The organism is Streptomyces sp. NPDC007971 (assembly GCF_042958635.1).
In the GTDB taxonomy this organism is placed as follows: domain Bacteria; phylum Actinomycetota; class Actinomycetes; order Streptomycetales; family Streptomycetaceae; genus Streptomyces.
In genome coordinates, this window is the sequence record NZ_JBIBJK010000032.1 from 1 (window position 1) to 16,762 (window position 16,762).

Here is a 16,762-nt window from a genome sequence, read left to right on the forward strand (position 1 = left end):
CCGACCCCGTCGCCAACATCACCGCCGCAGCCAACTACGCCGCCCACCGCTACGGCTCCATCGACAACGTCAACTCCGCCTACTGACACACCTGGCCAGCCTTCCTCGGCCTGCCGCGGCTTCGGACACCCGCGGCTGTGACGAGGGCGGTCGGCAACAAGTCCCCCGTGTCGGTGACCAGAACCCGCCAGCCTTCGGAAGCGGAAGCCGAAGCGGGAACAGGAACCGGAACGGAAGCGGAAGCGGAAGCGGTAACAACCTGCCCCACGCCGATGGATGCGCACAGCACTCGGCATTCGGAGAGCCGGAAGACGTCGATGAGATGCGACCGGTCCTGCCACCGAAGAGCGCGGCACACAACGGGGCAGGGCCGCCTGGTGACGGTCGACTCGCCGGACACCGCCAGAGCGACGACCTGCTTCGCGACGTACCACGTGGACGGTTACACCGAGGGCTCGCTGGTGGCACCCCGCCTGCCGGCCAACATCGGCCACTACGAGGACACTTTCCGCAGAGTCGACGGCATCTGGCTGCTGGCGAGCCGGACCCTCGTTCTGCCTTACGGTGGGCCGACGGAACGCCTCGACAGTCCCGCCCAGTCCTGAACGAGCCGTCCGCGGGGCAGGCACCCCTGACGGGCGGGCCGGTGGCCCCAAGAAACCGTACGGACAGCGATGCCACCGGAGCGGGCGAGATCGCCCCGGTGGCAGTGGAAGTGGCGGTCGGCCGGACCGCCGTGGCGGCACGACTCAGCGGACCGTCACGCTGAAGACCGGCGAAGCCGTGGTGCCGCTGACGATGCGCAGGTCGTTCTTGCCCTTCAGGCCGAGCTTGACGCCCAGCGAGTAGGAGCCGTTGCGCGAGATGGGCGCTGACGCGGGCAGGCTCACCCACTTGCCGTGCTGCTTCTGCTGAAGGGTCACCTTGCTGCCCGCCTTGAGGCCGGTGCTCTGGCCCGTCACCCGGAACAACTGCCAGGCGCGGACGGAGGTCGCCGACGGCGTCGCCGTGATGCCGGCCTTGGGGGCCTGGGCCTTGTGCGCGACGACGACGGGAGACGTGCTGTGTGCGGCCGGGGTGGCCGCCATCGCGGTTCCCGCGAGGGCGAGGGAGGCCGCGGCGAGGGCGCCGACGACGACTGTGCGCAGGGAGTGCCGCTTCGAGACCATCACAGATCTGTCCCTTTCTGAGGTGAGAACAGCTTTTCGCGCTAAAGGCGACCTACGTGTCGATTGGCGCAGTCACTAGAAACGACGTCACGAAAGAGGCGGGCGTTTATCGGCGCTGTGTCGCCGTCTTGTAACAGCCGAGCGGCTCCGAGTAACCGGTGCCCGGTGGGCTCGACTCAACCCCGAGGCGCACGCCCTGCCCGACGGTTCCCACTGGCAAGCGGCTCGCTCACCTCGGTCACCACCGGCCGGCGTTCTTCGGGTCACGCGGCGGCTTGCCGCGGGACCGCTGCTGCTGCACGGTCCGGCTCAGCGTCACCGGACGGTGTGCTGCCAAGGAAAGGGGGCACGGTCGGGCTCGACCCAGCCGGTCCTGGCCGGGACGCCGGCCAGCGTCGAGGGGCGGTAGAAGCGAGTGAGCAGTGTCTTGTCGAGGAGGGCGGGGTGCCGGTCGGCGAAAGCGTCGAAGTCGGCGGCGTCCGACTCGCCCTCATGGTGGCCCACCAGCTCGACCCAGGCCCGGCTGACGGTGGAGTTGTACTTCTGCGGGGCCCCTGCGTAACGAGCGGTGCGCCGGATACCGTCGCTGACCAGCTCCACGGCAGCGTCGGTTCCATAGCGCCGGACGGCCAGCCAGGTCAGGTGGATGTGCTGGCGGTGCCCGAACCGCTCGGCAGCGGCCATCACCTCTGCCATCAGCTCTGCGAACAGGGGAGATCCCTCCGGCGTGCCGTGCACCTCGTCCATCACGCGCCCTCCTCGATCAGCGCGTCCATAACGGCGTGGAAGCCGGCGACCGCCTCGGCACTCAGGCCGGCCAGCGCGCGGTTTTCCAGATCGGCCAGCGCCTGTCTGATCAGGGCTGCCGTCGCACGCCCGGACTCGGTGAGCTCGATGAGTACCGAGCGGCGGTCACCGGCGCGCGTACCGCGGGTGATGTGTCCGCGTCGCTCCAACCGGTCCAGGACGCTGGTGAGCGTGGTGGGGCGACTGCCGACGGCGGCTCCCAGCTGGGAGACGGTGCGGCCCTGGCCGTCGGCCAGGTTGGCCAGTGCGTTGATCTCGGAGGCGGTCAGGTCGAGATCGACGAGTTCGGCGGCTATCAGTTGCAGGGTGGCATGGGTCGCGCGCTGCAGGGTCAGCAGCACCGACCGTTCAGGTACTACGGATTCGGACTTCACGATTTCGGATACTACGAGATCGTAGTAATCCTCGGCAAGGCGGCCGGGTGACCCGCCGTACCTGCCGTACCTGCCGTTCGGGGGGTGAGCCGCCCAACGGCAGGTACCGCACCACGTCCCATGAGGAAGCCGAGGAACAAACCGCTGGCCAGGGGGACGACCTCTGACGGTCACGGCACCGCCTGCCCGCGGGCTCCCCCGCGGACGGCCGGACTTCAGATCCGGCCGACTTCAGATCCGCCGGGCAACAGGTCTGCCGGACTCCAGATCTGCCGGGCTTCAGATCTCGCAGAGCCCCCGCTCGTAGTCGACCGTGGCGGAGGCCTTGGAGTTGACCCACTGCGGGCTCAGCAGCTGGGCGTCGAGCTGCCGGGCGGCGCCGGGGCTCTCCACGATGTACCCGAAGTCCTGCAACCACGCCGGGTAGAGGTTCTTCGAGCCGATGTAGAACGCGGAGCCGTCCACCGAGACCAGCTTGTGGTGCTGGGCATAGGGATGTCCGTCGGCCCACTTCGCGCTGGAGGAGCTGCGGAAGGCCGCGAGCTGGAGGTTGGAGCAGAGCGCCGCCTTGGCGCTGCCTTCGTCCCCGGTGACCCGGGCGAGCCGGCTGCGCAGCGCGTCGCTGATCTCGGAGAGGGACTTGATCTGCGAGTAGCCTCCGCTGCCGACGGCCCCGCGGTTGGCCGGGTCGCTGACGACGATGCGCACCTTGACGCCGGAGGCGAGCTTGGCGGCGAGGGCGTCGTAGACGCGGGTGTCGTAGCGGGGCAGCGGCGGGCAGGTCGCGTTGAGGTCCTGCTGCGAGATCTCGATGTGCTTGGACGCACTGGAGATCAGTGAACGCAGCGCGCTCTCCTCGGGGTTGACCGTGTCGTAGTCGCGGTCCCCGTTGGTGTTGTCGTGCAGTCCGACCACGCACCGGGTGGCGGACGTGTCCGGCAGGGACGGATGCCAGGAGGAGGCGGGGTCGGAGTCCTCGATGCCCACGCCGAGGCCTCCGACGGCGATCACCGGTACGTCGCCGGTGGCCGGGACGGCACGGGGGTTGGTGTCCCGCTCCATGGCGGCCATGCAGTCCGCTCCGCGCGAGGCTGCGTACCAGACGCTGGCGATGTTGCTCTTGTTGGTGCACGTCCACGCCCACAGCCGGTCCAGGTACCGTCCGGCCGTGCCGGCGGCGGGGCCGGTCAGGGCGAGGTCGACGTCGGTGACCGGGTGGGTCGTGTCGAGGTAGTCGCCCTTCCAGTTGTTGATGCCGCCCGTGACCGCGGTCTCCCCGTCGACGACCAGGAGCTTGGAGTGGTTCCAGGAGAAGGCGGTCTTCGACGTGGTCATCGAGGCGACGTCGAGCGTGATCGCGTCGGCCGCCGGGCCGAGCTTGCCGAGCAGGTCGTCCCGGTACTTCGAGGGCAGCACGTTCATGTGGTAGAGGGGCGCGGCCCCGACGAGAACCCGGACCTTGAGCTGATGACCGGAGGCCACGGCGGACTTCAGGCCCGCGACGATGGCGTCCTGGAAGGCGCCGTCCGGGAAGGGCGCGAGGCTGGAGATGTCGACGGTCCGCGTCGCCCGCGAGATGTTCTCGGTCATCTTGGCCAGCAGTCGCCTGGTGCCTGCGCGGTCCTTGCAGTCGGCGTCGCCCCAGCAGCCGGGGGTCTGGAGCAGCCAGCCGGAGGGGTCGTCGCCCTGCGCGTCGAGCCTGTTGCCGCTCGTGCGCTCCCACACGTCCCCTTCGAGGCCGGGCGAGACCTCGCGCAAGGTCCGCTCCACGGCGTCGAGATGGGGGGTCGAGCCGTCGTCGGCGGTCGCGGGTGCAGCGGGCATTGCGGCCAGGGCGAGGGCGGATATCAGCGCGGCGCGCACGGGCCGGTTGAGGCGCAACGAAAGGATCATCCAGTGAAGTTACCAGCTAGTAGAGGTCTTCTCGGCCACCTGGTTCCTCAGTGGTACTCCGGTGCGCGGACAGGCCCCCACCTGGCCGGATTCCGCCCACTCACACCCCGTCATAGCCTCTTGAAAAGCCGGCGGTTGACCCGCAAGGATCCCGACATCACGGCTCCCGACACCACAGCTCCTGACACTCATGGCTACCGACAATCATGACTCCCGATAGTCATGGCTCCCGACACTCATGACTCACCCGACATGTACGGCTTCGGAGGCCCTCTTGTCCGGCACAGCGCCCACCACCGCCGCCGAGTACTGGGACAAGTACCGGCCCCGGGTCCAGGAGCGGCCCGCAGCAGCCCGGTTCGACTGGACCGGCCTGGACGACGGCGGTCCGGGCGCGGAACTGCTCCGCTCTCCCGCCACCGTCCTGGACCTGGGCCCGGCCGAGGGCGAGAACGCCGCCTACCTGGCCGGCCACGGCTGTGACGTCACCGCCGTCGACTTCTCCGCCGTCCAGGTCGAACGCGCCCGCCGGTTCTGGTCCCATCTGCCCGACCTGACCTTCGTGCACGACGAGGTGTGTTCCTATCTGGACGGCTGCCCAAGAGAGTTCGACGCGATCTACTCGTCGTGGGGCGCGGTCTGGTTCACCGACCCCGACGAACTGTTCCCCCGCGTCGTCCGCCGCCTCGCCCCTGCCGGCACCTTTGCCTTCTCGCACCGCGAGCCTGTCACCGGCCGGTACGGGGCTCAGCGCATGGGCGGCAAGTGGCTGGAGGGCCGCGAGAGCGAACTGAGCGTGCACCGCTGGCAGTACAGCGCCGAGCAGTGGACCGGCATCCTCGAGCGTCACGGTTTCACCGCCGTCCACGCCCGGGTGCACCCCAGCCCCGAGCCGGGCGCAGCCGGCACGCTCATCGTGACGGCGCAGACCCCGCCGTGCTGACCCAGGCGGACTCACCCGGGCAGACTGGCCCGGGCAGACCTACCCAGGCATCGGCGGCCGCCATGCCGCCCGGACGCTGATGGTGCGCAGCCTCTTGGTGGCGCGGGTGAGGGCGACGTACAGGTCCCTTTCGCTGCTGGGTGTGGCCGTGGCGATCTCGTCGGGCAGGACGACGATCACGGAGTCGAACTCCAGGCCTCGGCTCTCGGAGGCGGGGATCAGCCGTGCCAGGTCGGTGATCGCGGTCGTGGCCAGTCCGGGGATTCTCGCGTCCGGGCAGATCACGGCACACAGTTCGTCGGGGTACGCCGCGGTCAGGGTCTGGAGCTCGCGCACGATGTCTGCGGTCAGTGTGTCGGCGCCCGCCGTGAGGTGGCGGGGGATCTCGCCGTGGCGGATCGACCGGCTCGCGGTCCGGCCGGGGGCGATGCGCGCGCGGAGGTCCTGGGTGTGGTTCAGGATCTCTTCCGTGGTGCGGTAGTTGACGGTCAGGGTGTGGACGCTGAATCGGGTGCCCAGGTGCGGGCCGAGCGCCTCGTGCCAGTCGCGTGCGGTGGGCGCGGATCCTGCCTGGGCGAAGTCACCCACCAACGTCATCGACCTCGCCGGGCAGCGCCGTAGGACCATGCGCCACTGCATGGCAGTGAGATCCTGCGCCTCGTCGACGACCACGTGGCCGAAGACGCGGTCCGGCGGTCCGTCGACCAGTGCCGCCGCCTCGTCCAGCAGTGCCGCGTCCGCCCCGCTCCATCCGGTGCCGGGGGCGTCCAGCAATCGGGAACGTTCCCCGGCAGTGAGGGCCGGCAGATGCGTCCCCCGAAGGCTGGGGTCGGTCAGGAGCATCCGTACGAGCTGCTCGGGGGCGAGGCGGGGCCACAGGACCTCCACGGCCCGGTCGGCCCGGGCATCCTCCAGCAGCGCCGCCCGTGTCGCTTCCGCGTCGAAGTCCTCGGCCGGATCCGCGGGTGGTGTGCCGTCCAGCCCGAGGGCGAGCAGATCCGCCGCGACGGCCTCGTCGAGGTCCATCCCGGTGCTCTGCGACGCCTCGGCGTCGATGCGCGTCAAGGCCTCGGCCATCGTGCGTTGCAGCTGTGAGGTGACCGCATCGATCAGGTGCTCCTTGAACAGCTCCCGGGCCTGGTTGTGCGGCAACCCGCCGGCCACGGCCGCGTCCCGCGCCCGGGCCACGGCGCCGTCCGGCAGGCGGATCAGTTCCTGGCCCACCCGTACCGCGAAGTCACCGCCGGGCGCCTGCAGGGAACGCACGAGCCCCGCCAGCGCGTCCGCCATGACGAGGTCGCCCTTCAGGCGTGCCGAGTCGAACGGCTCCCTGTGGGCCGGCCGCACTCCGGCCAGCTCCTGGCAGGTCGCAAGGACCGCGTCGTTCTCCCCGAGCGAGGGAAGCACGGCGGAGACGTAGTCGAGGAAGCGCGTGTTCGGCCCGAGGATGAGGATGCCGTTCTCGGCGGCCCGCGCAAACGCGTACAGCACGTACGCCGCCCGGTGCAGCGCCACCACGGTCTTGCCCGTACCGGGACCGCCCTGGACGACCGTCACTCCCCGGTGCGCCGACCGCACGACGGCGTCCTGCTCCGCCTGCAAGGTGGAGACCGCCGCGCCCATGCGTCCCGTGCGCCCCGCCTCCAGCGCTTGCACCAGCGGGCTGTCGCCCACCACGTCGTCGTCGCCAGGGGCACAGCCGTCGAGGAGCTCGTCGCTGACCGCGTGCACCACACGATCCTGGACGCGCAGGTGACGACGGCGTCGCAGACCCATCGGATGCAGCGGTGTCGCCGCGTAGAAGGACCGTGCCGCGTCCGCGCGCCAGTCCACCAGCAGCGGCAGGTCGCCGTCGTCCGGGCGCAGCCCGAGTCGGCCGACGTGCAGCGCTGTTCCGTCGCCCCTGTCGACCCGGCCGAAGACCAGTCCCTGCTCAGCCCCCTCCAGCCGGCGCAGCAGGCCCGTCAGGCGCCCGGCCTCCACCTCTCGCGCATACCTCTCCGTGGGACCGTCGGCCGGCGCCTTCAGCACGCCTGCCAGCTGCGCCCGCGCGTCCGCAAGCCGTTCGTCCAGCAGGGCGTACGTCGCGGACACATGCTCCTGCTCCGCCTCGACCTGGCGTGCGGCACCGCTCTTGACCACTGACAACACTTCGCCCCTCTCGCAAACCGCCCCCACTATGCAGGCAAAATTCCGAGAAAGTAAGGCTTGACTTACTTGTGTGCGTCAGCCGCCGGCCCGGACGGGGTACCGGCCGGCGGGTGTCTGCGCTCTCACCACGGACCGGCGGTTTTCAGCGCCGCGCGCCTCCGGGGCGCACCGTGCCCGTCGTGACGGGCAGAGGGGGTTGGTGGTAGGGGCCGTGGTCGGTGTGGAGGCCCTTCTGGGCGTCGGTGTAGAGCTGGAAGAAGCGGTCTCCGTGGAGCGGGCTGTAGGTGATCCGGTTGTAGAGCGGGTCACGGGGATTCACATCGGGTCCGCCCCCGTTGAAGCCGCCCACGTTGCCGATGATCTGGCCGGTGTTGCCCGAGGCGTCGAACTTGGAGAACCACGGCCCTCCGGAGACCCCGCCCCACATGCCGCCGCAGTCGATCTGCATCTGGTTGTAGGACCGCAGTGCCTTCGTCCGTACGTCGGGGCAACGGAACGCCTGGTCCTGGGGGTTGTGCCCGATCGACGGGTAGCCGATGACCGTCACCTTGTTCGCGAAGCCGGGCGTACGGGCCAGGGAGTTGGCGCCGACGACGTCCTGGAGCTTGCGGCTGCCATTGGGCTTCATGCTGGCGAAGGCGAAGTCGAGGTCGGAGTTGACACTCTTGTCGGATGCGTACCGCTTGTCGCGGAACCACTCCTTGACCGGCCAGATCCCGTACGGCTGCTTCGCCGCCGACTTGGTGTGGTCGTACTTGGGAACGAACGCGGCGTTGCTGCCGAGACAGTGTCCGGCGGTGAGGATGAGGTTGTGCCCCGAACTGCGCACCACACTGGCCGAGCAGTAGTGGGCCCGCATCCCTCTGTCCGTGTGGAAGAGCATGCCCACGGACTTGATACCGGCGAAGTGCTGACCGGTGAGGGCGGTGCCGGTGAGAGCGTTCGTCCGCGGAGCCGTCCAGCCCTTCGGCTGGGCCACGCGGCCCGAGGAGTCGGTGGCCGAGGCCATGCGCTCAGGCGTCCAGAACCGGACGGCCTTCTCGACCGTCCAGTTGCCGTCGGCGGACGGCGACCGGGTGGCGGACGCCGACGTGCCCGGTTCGGACACGGCCCCGAGCGGCTTTGCGGGCGTGGGCGGCGCCGGGTCTTCGGCGGCCGGGGGCTGTGTGGTGCCCTGGGCTGCCGCGGTGCTGCCCAGCATCACGGTGGTGCTCAGCACGCCCACGGCCCCGAGGCGTATTCGCTTCTTGTGCAAGATGGCTTTCTCCAGGTCAGGCAGGCACGGTGGGGCGCCGACCGCGCGGCCGACGACTGTGCGGTCGGTGACCGTGGTGTCGTGGGCCGCGCGGTCGGCGGCCGGCAGGTCGAAGACTCCGGTCGGCGTGGTCCTCGTCGCTGCGCACGGCGATTCGCTGCTAGGCGGCACTGCGGGTGATGTCCCGCTGTCCGCCTGCGGCAGGAAGCGCCGCAGGCGCGCACACCACAGGCCCGCGCACCGCGCGAGACGGCACGGCGCTTCCGTACTGCGGGCAGGCATGGACGTACTGCGGGCAGGCACAGACGCCCGCGTACAGCTCACTGCGCACGCTCACCGCACATAAGAGCGCCCCCCGTTGTGTTTCCCCCGTGCCTGCAAGAGGCGGTTTCCGGTCGACCGTGATCAGCGGTCGCAGCCGCCATGATGACACGGACCGATGGGCATGCACACGATAAATAGACACGGCGCCTAGCGCGGACGGGGCGAACCCAGCTGCATGGTGGTCCCGCACACCTGTGCCCGCAGACGGCGGCCGCCGGCGTCGGTCAGCCGCACGAAGGCGCCGTAGTCACGAGCAGCGGCGTGCGGTGGACGCACGGAGATACGGGGGCTGTCGCGCCCCGGAATGAAGCAGCTCCCGTGCTGGGTGGCGGTCGGAACGTAGAAGACCGGGAACTCGACGGCACGGGCTCCGTTCAGCACCACCCGGACCGGCTTTGTACTCTTCGGCGTCGACGAGACGCTGGGCCCCTTGCCCACGTACACGTCGAGTTCCGGATAACCGTCGAAGGCGCACGGCCGGGAGCCGGTGTTCCTGGCGCTGAGCAGGGCCGTCGGTGCCCCGTGCGACCTGCTGTCCGCACGCGTCAGTGTCCAGCGCAGGTGCTTCGTCGTGCACGCGGTGGTCCCCGTGGCCCGGGACGACCCCGAAGGGGACGCGGACGCGCTCGGCCCAGTGGCGCCCGCGGTGGGAGCGGTCGTCCCTGACGCTCCCGGGACCGGCTGGGTGGAGACGGTCTCGTTCCGCCCGCAGGCGGTGGCGGCCAGAAGCATCGCCAGACCGACCACGGAGACTGCTGCTGTCCGGCTTGCCATGCGTATCCCCCAGGTGAAGACACCCCCTGCGAGGGCCGAGTGCCGCCGCTTCTGCCTTTCCGGACAGTGAGATGCATGGCTGCCCGAAGAGGTTCCGCTGTGCGGTCGTCGTTGTCCGTGCCGGTGTCGGCCGTGCGGACTCGGTCGCGGGGCCGAGCCCGCACGGCTCACCGGCGCCGAACATCAGCTGAGCTGCAAGGGGAAGCCCGCATCCACGCGGAAAGCGGTTCGAGGGGGGAGGCGGAGCCGCACGGAGCCCTCAAGATCGCGCAGGATACTTTCAGGACGATCCGGCCCGGAATCCGGCCGAGCCCGGAGCCGGCCAGGGAACCCTCTGAACGCAAGGAAGCACGTTGATCTCGGAGTACCAGCAGCAATTGCGACACCGGTTCCTCTCCGTCCCGGAGACTGCCCCGCCCGCCCCCTGGGAGCCGGTCCTGAAGGGACGGACACCCATCGGCGGCCTCCAGGGCATCGGATTCGCCGTCGCTCCCGACACCGGCCACGACCTGGTCATGGTGGTCTCGTCCCAGGGGCACGGACTCTTCGACGCCGTCACCGGCGAGCGGATGGCCAGGGACCGCGACCCCGATGCCGACGACTGCACCCCGGACGGGGTGCGCGTTCTCTCGTGTCCCGGTCTCGGGCCGATCGCCGGGACCCCGGTAAGCATCGCCGGACTTTTCGGGGGCGGCCTCCACACCACGTCGGGCGACGGCTGGAGCCTGGACGTCGTCAGCCCCGAGTGGCCGCACCACCGGGTTCTGCTCTCCCGGGGCGGAGGAATGCCCCACAGAGGACCGCATGGCGAGCACTGGTGGCACATCTTCGACTCCAACTACTCGGAGCTGCGGACCGCGGGCTTCTCACCGTCCGGTCGCACCCTGGCGGTCGCCACGAGCAGCGACATCACCCTCTGGACCCGCCCCACTGCCGCCGCAAGCAGTTGAAGGCAGCTGACACACGCAAGCCGTTCAGCTCCAGCGGGCGGATTTCGGGGTCGAGGCGTGGATGGAGCCGAGCAGGGCCAGGGCCTGGGCGCTGGGGCTGCCGGGGTCGGCCTGGTAGACGACGAGTTGCTGGCCCGGGGCGTCGCGTACGTCGAAGGCCTGGTAGGTGAGGGTCACCGGGCCGACGTCGGGGTGACGGAAGTGTTTGGCGTCCTGGGTCTTGCCGCGCACGGCGTGGGTGTTCCACAGGCGGGTGAAGTCCACGCTGTGCTCGGTGAGGGAGCGGACGAGTTCGAGCAGGCGCGGGGCGTTCGGGTCGAGGCCCGCTGCCTGGCGCAGGTGCCCGACGACGGCCTGGGCGGTCCCGTTCCACCGTGTGTAGAACTGCCGGCCGGCCGGGTCGAGGAAGGTCATGCGAGCCAGGTTGTCCGCCGCTTGGAAGGGTGAGTGCAGGGCCTGGGCCAGGTGGTTGGCGGCGAGGATGTCGAGGGCCGGGTTGATGACGTAGGCGGGTGTGTCGGCATGTGCGTCCATCAGCCGGCGCAGGGCCGCGGAGACCTGGTCCGTGGTGTGGGTGGACCGGGTGCCCGGTGCCGTGCCGGCCAGCTGGTGCAGGTGGGCGAGGGCGTCGGGGTCCAGGCGCAGGGCGCGGCCGAGTGCGTCGAGGACCTGGGCCGAGGGGTGGCGTTCGCGTCCCTGTTCCAGGCGGGTGTAGTAGTCCGCGTTCATCCCGGCCAGGACGGCGACCTCTTCGCGGCGCAGCCCGCTCACCTTGCGTACGCCGTGGCTCGCGATGCCGACGTCCTGCGGCTGCAGGCCCGCCCTGCGTGCGCGCAGGAACTCTCCCAGGTGGTTGTCGATCATGCATCCAGGCTAGGCCGCTGGGGAGCGGTGCTGCCTGGGTGCACCGCACCCAGGCAGCACACGCCCTGGAGGGATGCCCGGGACCTGCGCAGACTCGGTGTCGCGGGACCGACCCGCAGCACAGAGGGCAGCAGTCGAGAAGGAGCGTGCGGCATGACGGGACAGGCGGAGGAAGGCCACGCCGACGTGGTCGGTATGTGGGAGACCGCGGACGGTCACATACGCCAGGAGCTGCGGGCGGACGGCCGTTACGACGAGGCCCGCGGTGACCGCCCCAGTGCATACACGGGCCCCTACACGGTGACGGGGACCCATATCGACTACGTCGACGACACCGGGTTCACCGCGACCGGCGACATCCGCGACGGGGTGCTCCATCACGAACACCTCGTGCTCCACCGGGAAGGACAGCAGGCATGACGAACACCGCGAAGGTCGTGGCGATCACCGGGGCGAGCAGCGGGATCGGCGAGGCGACAGCCCGTCGGCTCGCCGCCGACGGCCACCGGCTCTTCCTCGGTGCCCGGCGCACCGATCGCCTCGAGGAGTTGACCGCCGAGCTCACTGCCGCCGGCGGCACGGCCGACTTCCAGCGGCTGGATGTCACGGACGCCGACGACGTGCGGGCTTTTGTGTCTGCCGTCCGCGAGCGCAACGGCCGCCTGGACGTGATGGTCAACAACGCCGGAGTGATGCCGCTCTCTCCGCTGGAGGCGCTCAGGACCGAGGAGTGGGACCGCATGATCGACGTGAACGTGCGGGGAGTCCTGCACGGGATCGCCGCGGCGCTGCCTGTGATGCGGGCTCAGGGCAGCGGGCACTTCGTGAACATCGCCTCGGTGGGCGCGTACGAGGTCTCCCCCACCGCCGCGGTGTACTGCGCCACGAAGTTCGCCGTCCGGGCGATCTCCGAAGGACTGCGCCAGGAATCCGACGGCACCGTCCGGGTCACTCTCGTCTCCCCCGGCGTGACCGAGTCCGAACTCGCCGACAGCATCTCCGACCCGGCCGCCCGCGAGGCCATGAAGGCCTACCGCGCCGTGGCACTGCCCGCCTCCGCCATCGCAGAGGCCATCGCGTACGCCGTTTCCCAGCCCGCGCAGGTCGACGTCAATGAAGTCGTCGTCCGGCCCGCGGCAAGCGCCCAGTAGCCGGTGCGAAAGGCACAGGCGCAGGCACAGACACGCCGCGCCTTGCGCACAACCGGGATGCCCCGGCCGGACGGCTGATGCCCCCCGATGGCAAGGCCTCAGGACATCGCCGGGGGCGGCGGCGCAATCTCCTACGGGCGCCCAGGACTTGGAGATCCTGGCAGTCCTGCGCGGGCTCGCCCCCTGCTGGGAAGGCGAGCCCGCCGCCCCGAGACTTGGCCGGCGCGGGGGCGCGGCTCAGACGGTTGTCCGCTCCTCTCCCAGCGGTGCCAGCCGCCGACTGAGCCTGAGCACGTCGCTGAGGGTCCCGGGGTCGGTGCTTCCACGGAAGACGGGCACGGGACGGGCCTCGGGACCGATGAGCACCCCGGTCTGCCCGTCGAGTGAGGAGTCGGTGGCGGCGACCACGGACGACCGGGCGGCCACGGAGGCGGGGCCGGCGGTGGACCGTTCGAAGGTGCGCCGGACCAGCGGCCACAGCAGGCGAAGCGCCGGGGAGACGATCTTCGGTGAGGTCATGGTGCCGTTGGTCATGTCGGTCGCGGCGCCGCCGGGGTCGGCCGCGATGACAGCGACCCCGCTGTCACGCAGGCGATCTGCCAGGTCCAGGGTGTAGACGAGGTTGGCGAGCTTGGCCCGGCCGTACCAGTGGAAGCCGTAGTAGCCGCCCGGGGGTTCGACGGCGTCGAAGGTGCGCTTGGCGACCCGGATCGCCCCGGAGCTGACGTTCACGATCCGGCTCGGTGCACCCTCCCGGAGCTGGTCGAGCAGCAGCTCGGTCAGCAGGTACGGCGAGAGGTGGTTGACGGCGAACGTCGCCTCGATCCCGTCGACGGTCTGCTGACGGTCCGCGAACATGGCGCCCACGTTGTTGACCAGAACCGTCAGCGGTCCTTCGGCCGCCAGCTGCGCGGCGAGCGCCCGGACGTTGCCGAGCGACGCGAGGTCGGCCGACACGAACCGCGGTCCGCCCCCGGTCGCGACCGCGGCGATGCGCTCGACCGCGCGGGCGCCGCGCTCGGCGTCCCGGCCCACCACGGTGACGGCGAGGCCGTGCGCCGCCAGCCCCATCGCGGTCTCCAGGCCGATCCCTCCGGTCCCGGCCGTCACTACCGCCCGCTGCTCCATAACGTCTGCCCTTCGTCGGTCCGTCATTCCGTCTCGCCACAACCGGATAGCTATCCGATTCGGCGAGGGAACGCTAACACAAGCGGATAGCCATCCGGTTAGCTGTCCGCTTACCGACGGGCGAAACGACGCGAGACGAGGGGGGCGGGCAAGGACGTCAGGCGGTGAGGACGTCAGGGTGCGTGGAGGCGCAGGCGTGAGCGTGAGGAAGTGAGCAGGTGAGCAGTGAGCAGTGAGCAGTGAGGAGTGAGGAGTGAGGAGTGAGGACGTGAACGACCGGCGTCGCTCGTGCAGGTCTGCCGGGCCGAGTTCAGCGGCGGGGGCGCAGTCCTTCGAGGAGGACGTCGAGGTAGATCGCGATGCGTGCCGGGTCGCTGTCACCGGAGCGCACGGCGTGCTCGACGCCACAGAGCAGGCGGCGCATGTCGTCGGCCTCGACGTCACGTCGGATGACGCCCGTCCGGCGGGCGCGGTCGAGCAAGTGCGCCACGGTCCCGTCGAGCTCGGCCTTCAGCGCCGAGGTCTGCGCATCCGTGTCGCTGGCGGATTCGAGTACGGCGGCGAACCCGGTGTCGTCCAGCGCGTGCATGAGAGCGAACCGCAGCAGGCGGTGCAGGCCCGCCAGGGCATCCTCGTCGGCAGCCGCGGCCTGGGCCTCGTCGACCAGTTCCTGGAAGCGCTCGGCCGACAGTGCCTCGCGCAGCGCATGGCGGTTGGGGAAGTGCCGGTACACGGTTCCCACGCCGACGCCGGCGAGCCGGGCGATGGCGTTCAGCTGGAGCGAGTCGTCACCGGTGGCCAATTGTTCGCGGGCGACCTGCAACACCCGGGCGCGGTTGCGCGCGGCGTCCGCCCGCAGCGCCGGCCCCTGATCGCTCCTCGGTGTCACAGGCCCAGCATAAAGGGCGCCGACCAGGGCTCGAGGTCACGGGCGCCAGTGCCCGTGCCGGGGGTCGCGGGCCTGACGCCCCCGGGCCGGAGGTCGCGCACTTCATGCCCCGGCCCGCCGGCCGGGCAACCGACCACCGCGGGCGGCAGTACCGAAGCACCACCCACACGACCAGCGACATGACCACCCGCATGACGACCTGCCGGGCCGGCACTGTGCCGCTGACGGAGATCCTGCAAACGGCGCCGTCCGCGGTTCCGTGACGCTCATGACCGGGTGAGGATCCTGGTCCGGAGGAGCTCGAAACGCATCGGCGCTGGTCCGGGCGCTGCCGCCGCCCTCCGGAAAAGTCTCCCCGGGCAGCGATGAGTTCCGGCCCTGCCGCCGGTACGTATCCGTGGAGCCGCACTTGACTCCCGGTGCGCCGCAGACCGCGGCGGTCCGCACAGCACGACGAAGCGAGGGAAACCTTGACCGCGAACCAGACGCATGCGGCGGATGAGACCGCCATCCTCACGGTGCTCAAGGGCGTCTATGACGCATGGGACGCACACGACGCCGACGCGTTCGTGGCCGACTACACCGAGGACGCCAGCGCCATCCTGCCCGGGTCCTACCGGAAGTCCCGCGAGGAAATCCGCGAGAGCATGGAGGCCGGCTTCAGCAGCTTCCTCAAGGGCTCGACCACCACCAACAAGGTGCTGAACATCCGCTTCCTCAACGACGACGCCGCCGTGGTCGTCAGCGAGACGAACATCCTCTTCCCGGGCGAAGCCGAGGCGCCGGACGACCGGCTGGCGATCGCGACCTGGGTACTCACCCGGCAGGACGGCAAGTGGCTGCTTGCGGCTTATCAGAACTCTCCCGCTGTCGTGAACATGGGGTGACGCCGCTCTCGGTCCGAAGCCCCCTCGTCTGCGGTCGCGGACGAGGGGGCTTCGGCTCGGCCCAGCCGGGGGCCTGGCGGGACCGCTTCAGCCGCAGGCATCCGCGCTGGCGGCGAGCCAGGTCGGCCAGGGGTCCGGGCGAGATCACTCGATCCGGCCGGCGACTCGGGGGGGGGCGGGCGTGGCGGCGCTCAGTGCGGAATCACCCAGCCCGGCGCCCAGGTCCCGGCGGCGTCGTGGCCGGCCGTCGTGGCAGCTAGGTGGGCTCGGAGGGTGGCCAGCGCCGGGTGGGGGTTGTCGCGGTGCCAGAGGAGCGAGTGCGGGTAGACCGGCGTCGGGTCGGTCACCGGGATGCGGCGCAGGCCGTGGCCCGCGGGCCAGACGAGGCGCGTCTGCTCACCCATGAAGGTGGCCAGGGCCGGGGTGTCGGCGACGGTGTCGAGGAGCGCGTCGGAGCCGAAGTTGGGGCCGGTCGCCTCGATGGTGAGGCCGAACTCGGCGACGAGATCGTCGTAGTAGGCGGCCCACTCGGTACCGGGGACGATGCCGGGCATCCAGATCCGGTGCTCGGCGAGCTGGGCGAGAGTCACCGACCGGGCGCCCGCCAGCGCGTGGGCGGGGCCGGTGAGGAGTTGGAGCGTCTCGTCGAGCACCCGGACGGACTCGATGTCCTCGGGAAGGGGCCGGCCGGGCGCGGCGACGGCACGGAAGGACGCGTCGATCGCGCCGGACCGGATGGCGGCGACGGCCGCCTCCACGTCGAACAGCATCACCACGTCGAGGTCGATCTCGGGGTGCGCGCGGTGGAAGCCGCGCATCAGGCCCGACGGCGCGACGCGCGAGGCGATCACGTCGACGCGTAGCGGACGGCGGTCGGGGCGCACGGACGCCACGGCGCGCTCGGCCACGCGCAGGAGCTCGCGCGCGTGGGACAGGAAGGCCTGCCCGTCGATGGTGAGCTCGACGCCGCGCGCGGTGCGGGTGAACAGCCGCACCCCGAGATGGCGCTCCAGTGCGGCGATGCGCTTGGAGACAGCCTGCTGGGTGACCGCCAGCTCGGCGGCGGCCTCCTGGAACTGCCCCGCGTCGGCAGCGGCGACGAAGGTCCGGACGGTATCGAGGTCCATACCGACACTCTATGGCCACAACCATTGGTTGTGGCCGGTGGCTCAGCAGTTGCCCGATTCCTGGTACATGACTCTC

General features: G+C 70.6%; 17 protein-coding genes. 6 read left to right on the top strand and 11 right to left on the bottom strand.

Translation table 11 applies throughout. The features are described 5' to 3' along the window. The first annotated feature begins 317 nt into the window (after nt 1–317). On the top strand, nt 318–605 hold the full coding sequence (locus tag ACFZCP_RS41860; RefSeq protein WP_391441677.1) for a nuclear transport factor 2 family protein: 288 nt from the start codon (nt 318–320) through the stop codon (nt 603–605). A gap of 144 nt (nt 606–749) precedes the next feature. On the opposite strand, the gene ACFZCP_RS41865 is transcribed toward ACFZCP_RS41860, so the two are convergent. The 4 genes from ACFZCP_RS41865 to ACFZCP_RS41880 form a co-directional block, all read right to left on the bottom strand. Beyond that, nucleotides 750–1,169: a hypothetical protein gene (locus tag ACFZCP_RS41865; protein WP_391441848.1), complete on the bottom strand. Its 420-nt coding sequence runs from the start codon at nt 1,167–1,169 to the stop codon at nt 750–752. A 315-nt stretch (nt 1,170–1,484) separates the two neighbouring features. Beyond that, nucleotides 1,485–1,916, bottom strand: a complete 432-nt coding sequence (locus tag ACFZCP_RS41870) for a hypothetical protein (RefSeq protein ID WP_391441678.1) — start codon at nt 1,914–1,916, stop codon at nt 1,485–1,487. Continuing rightward, nucleotides 1,916–2,350, bottom strand: coding sequence for a MarR family transcriptional regulator (locus ACFZCP_RS41875; RefSeq protein WP_391441681.1), 435 nt, complete (start codon nt 2,348–2,350; stop codon nt 1,916–1,918). The genes ACFZCP_RS41870 and ACFZCP_RS41875 overlap by 1 nt, the downstream gene beginning before the upstream one ends. 279 nt (nt 2,351–2,629) lie before the next feature. Beyond that, complete coding sequence (locus ACFZCP_RS41880; protein ID WP_391441684.1) at nt 2,630–4,243, bottom strand: phospholipase D-like domain-containing protein; 1,614 nt, start codon at nt 4,241–4,243, stop codon at nt 2,630–2,632. Nucleotides 4,244–4,517: 274 nt separating this feature from the next. Here ACFZCP_RS41880 and ACFZCP_RS41885 point away from each other — a divergent pair, with 274 nt between their 5' ends. Further along, complete coding sequence (locus ACFZCP_RS41885; RefSeq protein ID WP_391441688.1) at nt 4,518–5,186, top strand: methyltransferase domain-containing protein; 669 nt, start codon at nt 4,518–4,520, stop codon at nt 5,184–5,186. A 39-nt stretch (nt 5,187–5,225) separates the two neighbouring features. Here the strand turns inward: ACFZCP_RS41885 and ACFZCP_RS41890 are convergent, their stop codons facing one another. From ACFZCP_RS41890 to ACFZCP_RS41900, 3 genes are all read right to left on the bottom strand, one after another. Beyond that, nucleotides 5,226–7,334, bottom strand: coding sequence for a HelD family protein (locus ACFZCP_RS41890; protein ID WP_391441690.1), 2,109 nt, complete (start codon nt 7,332–7,334; stop codon nt 5,226–5,228). Between the two features lie 145 nt (nt 7,335–7,479). Next, nucleotides 7,480–8,592 (bottom strand): trypsin-like peptidase domain-containing protein, encoded by a 1,113-nt coding sequence (locus ACFZCP_RS41895; protein WP_391441692.1) that lies wholly within the window; start codon nt 8,590–8,592, stop codon nt 7,480–7,482. A 471-nt stretch (nt 8,593–9,063) separates the two neighbouring features. Beyond that, nucleotides 9,064–9,690, bottom strand: a complete 627-nt coding sequence (locus ACFZCP_RS41900) for a DUF4232 domain-containing protein (RefSeq protein WP_391441694.1) — start codon at nt 9,688–9,690, stop codon at nt 9,064–9,066. A 353-nt stretch (nt 9,691–10,043) separates the two neighbouring features. Between ACFZCP_RS41900 and ACFZCP_RS41905 the strand changes: the two genes are divergently transcribed. After that, nucleotides 10,044–10,640, top strand: a complete 597-nt coding sequence (locus ACFZCP_RS41905) for a hypothetical protein (RefSeq protein ID WP_391441697.1) — start codon at nt 10,044–10,046, stop codon at nt 10,638–10,640. A gap of 24 nt (nt 10,641–10,664) precedes the next feature. On the opposite strand, the gene ACFZCP_RS41910 is transcribed toward ACFZCP_RS41905, so the two are convergent. Continuing rightward, nucleotides 10,665–11,504, bottom strand: coding sequence for a helix-turn-helix domain-containing protein (locus ACFZCP_RS41910; protein ID WP_391441701.1), 840 nt, complete (start codon nt 11,502–11,504; stop codon nt 10,665–10,667). 153 nt (nt 11,505–11,657) lie between these two features. On the opposite strand from ACFZCP_RS41910, the gene ACFZCP_RS41915 reads away from it, so the two are divergent. Together ACFZCP_RS41915 and ACFZCP_RS41920 are read left to right on the top strand one after the other, a co-directional pair. Then, nucleotides 11,658–11,924 carry an Atu4866 domain-containing protein gene (locus ACFZCP_RS41915; protein WP_391441703.1) on the top strand — a complete coding sequence of 89 codons (267 nt, stop codon included), beginning with the start codon at nt 11,658–11,660 and terminating at the stop codon, nt 11,922–11,924. Next, the gene (locus tag ACFZCP_RS41920) at nt 11,921–12,655 is read left to right on the top strand and encodes an SDR family NAD(P)-dependent oxidoreductase (protein ID WP_391441706.1); all 735 of its coding nucleotides are present in this window, start codon (nt 11,921–11,923) and stop codon (nt 12,653–12,655) included. The genes ACFZCP_RS41915 and ACFZCP_RS41920 overlap by 4 nt, the downstream gene beginning before the upstream one ends. A gap of 237 nt (nt 12,656–12,892) precedes the next feature. Here ACFZCP_RS41920 and ACFZCP_RS41925 read toward each other — a convergent pair whose 3' ends face one another. After that, a complete protein-coding gene (locus ACFZCP_RS41925) occupies nt 12,893–13,783 on the bottom strand; it encodes an SDR family NAD(P)-dependent oxidoreductase (protein WP_391441708.1) in 891 nt (296 codons plus the stop codon). 310 nt (nt 13,784–14,093) lie between these two features. Then, nucleotides 14,094–14,672, bottom strand: a complete 579-nt coding sequence (locus ACFZCP_RS41930; RefSeq protein ID WP_362695543.1) for a helix-turn-helix domain-containing protein — start codon at nt 14,670–14,672, stop codon at nt 14,094–14,096. Between the two features lie 470 nt (nt 14,673–15,142). On the opposite strand from ACFZCP_RS41930, the gene ACFZCP_RS41935 reads away from it, so the two are divergent. Then, on the top strand, nt 15,143–15,559 hold the full coding sequence (locus ACFZCP_RS41935; RefSeq protein WP_391441716.1) for an SgcJ/EcaC family oxidoreductase: 417 nt from the start codon (nt 15,143–15,145) through the stop codon (nt 15,557–15,559). A 191-nt stretch (nt 15,560–15,750) separates the two neighbouring features. On the opposite strand, the gene ACFZCP_RS41940 is transcribed toward ACFZCP_RS41935, so the two are convergent. Next, nucleotides 15,751–16,686 carry a LysR family transcriptional regulator gene (locus ACFZCP_RS41940; RefSeq protein ID WP_391441722.1) on the bottom strand — a complete coding sequence of 312 codons (936 nt, stop codon included), beginning with the start codon at nt 16,684–16,686 and terminating at the stop codon, nt 15,751–15,753. Nucleotides 16,687–16,762 lie beyond the last annotated feature (76 nt).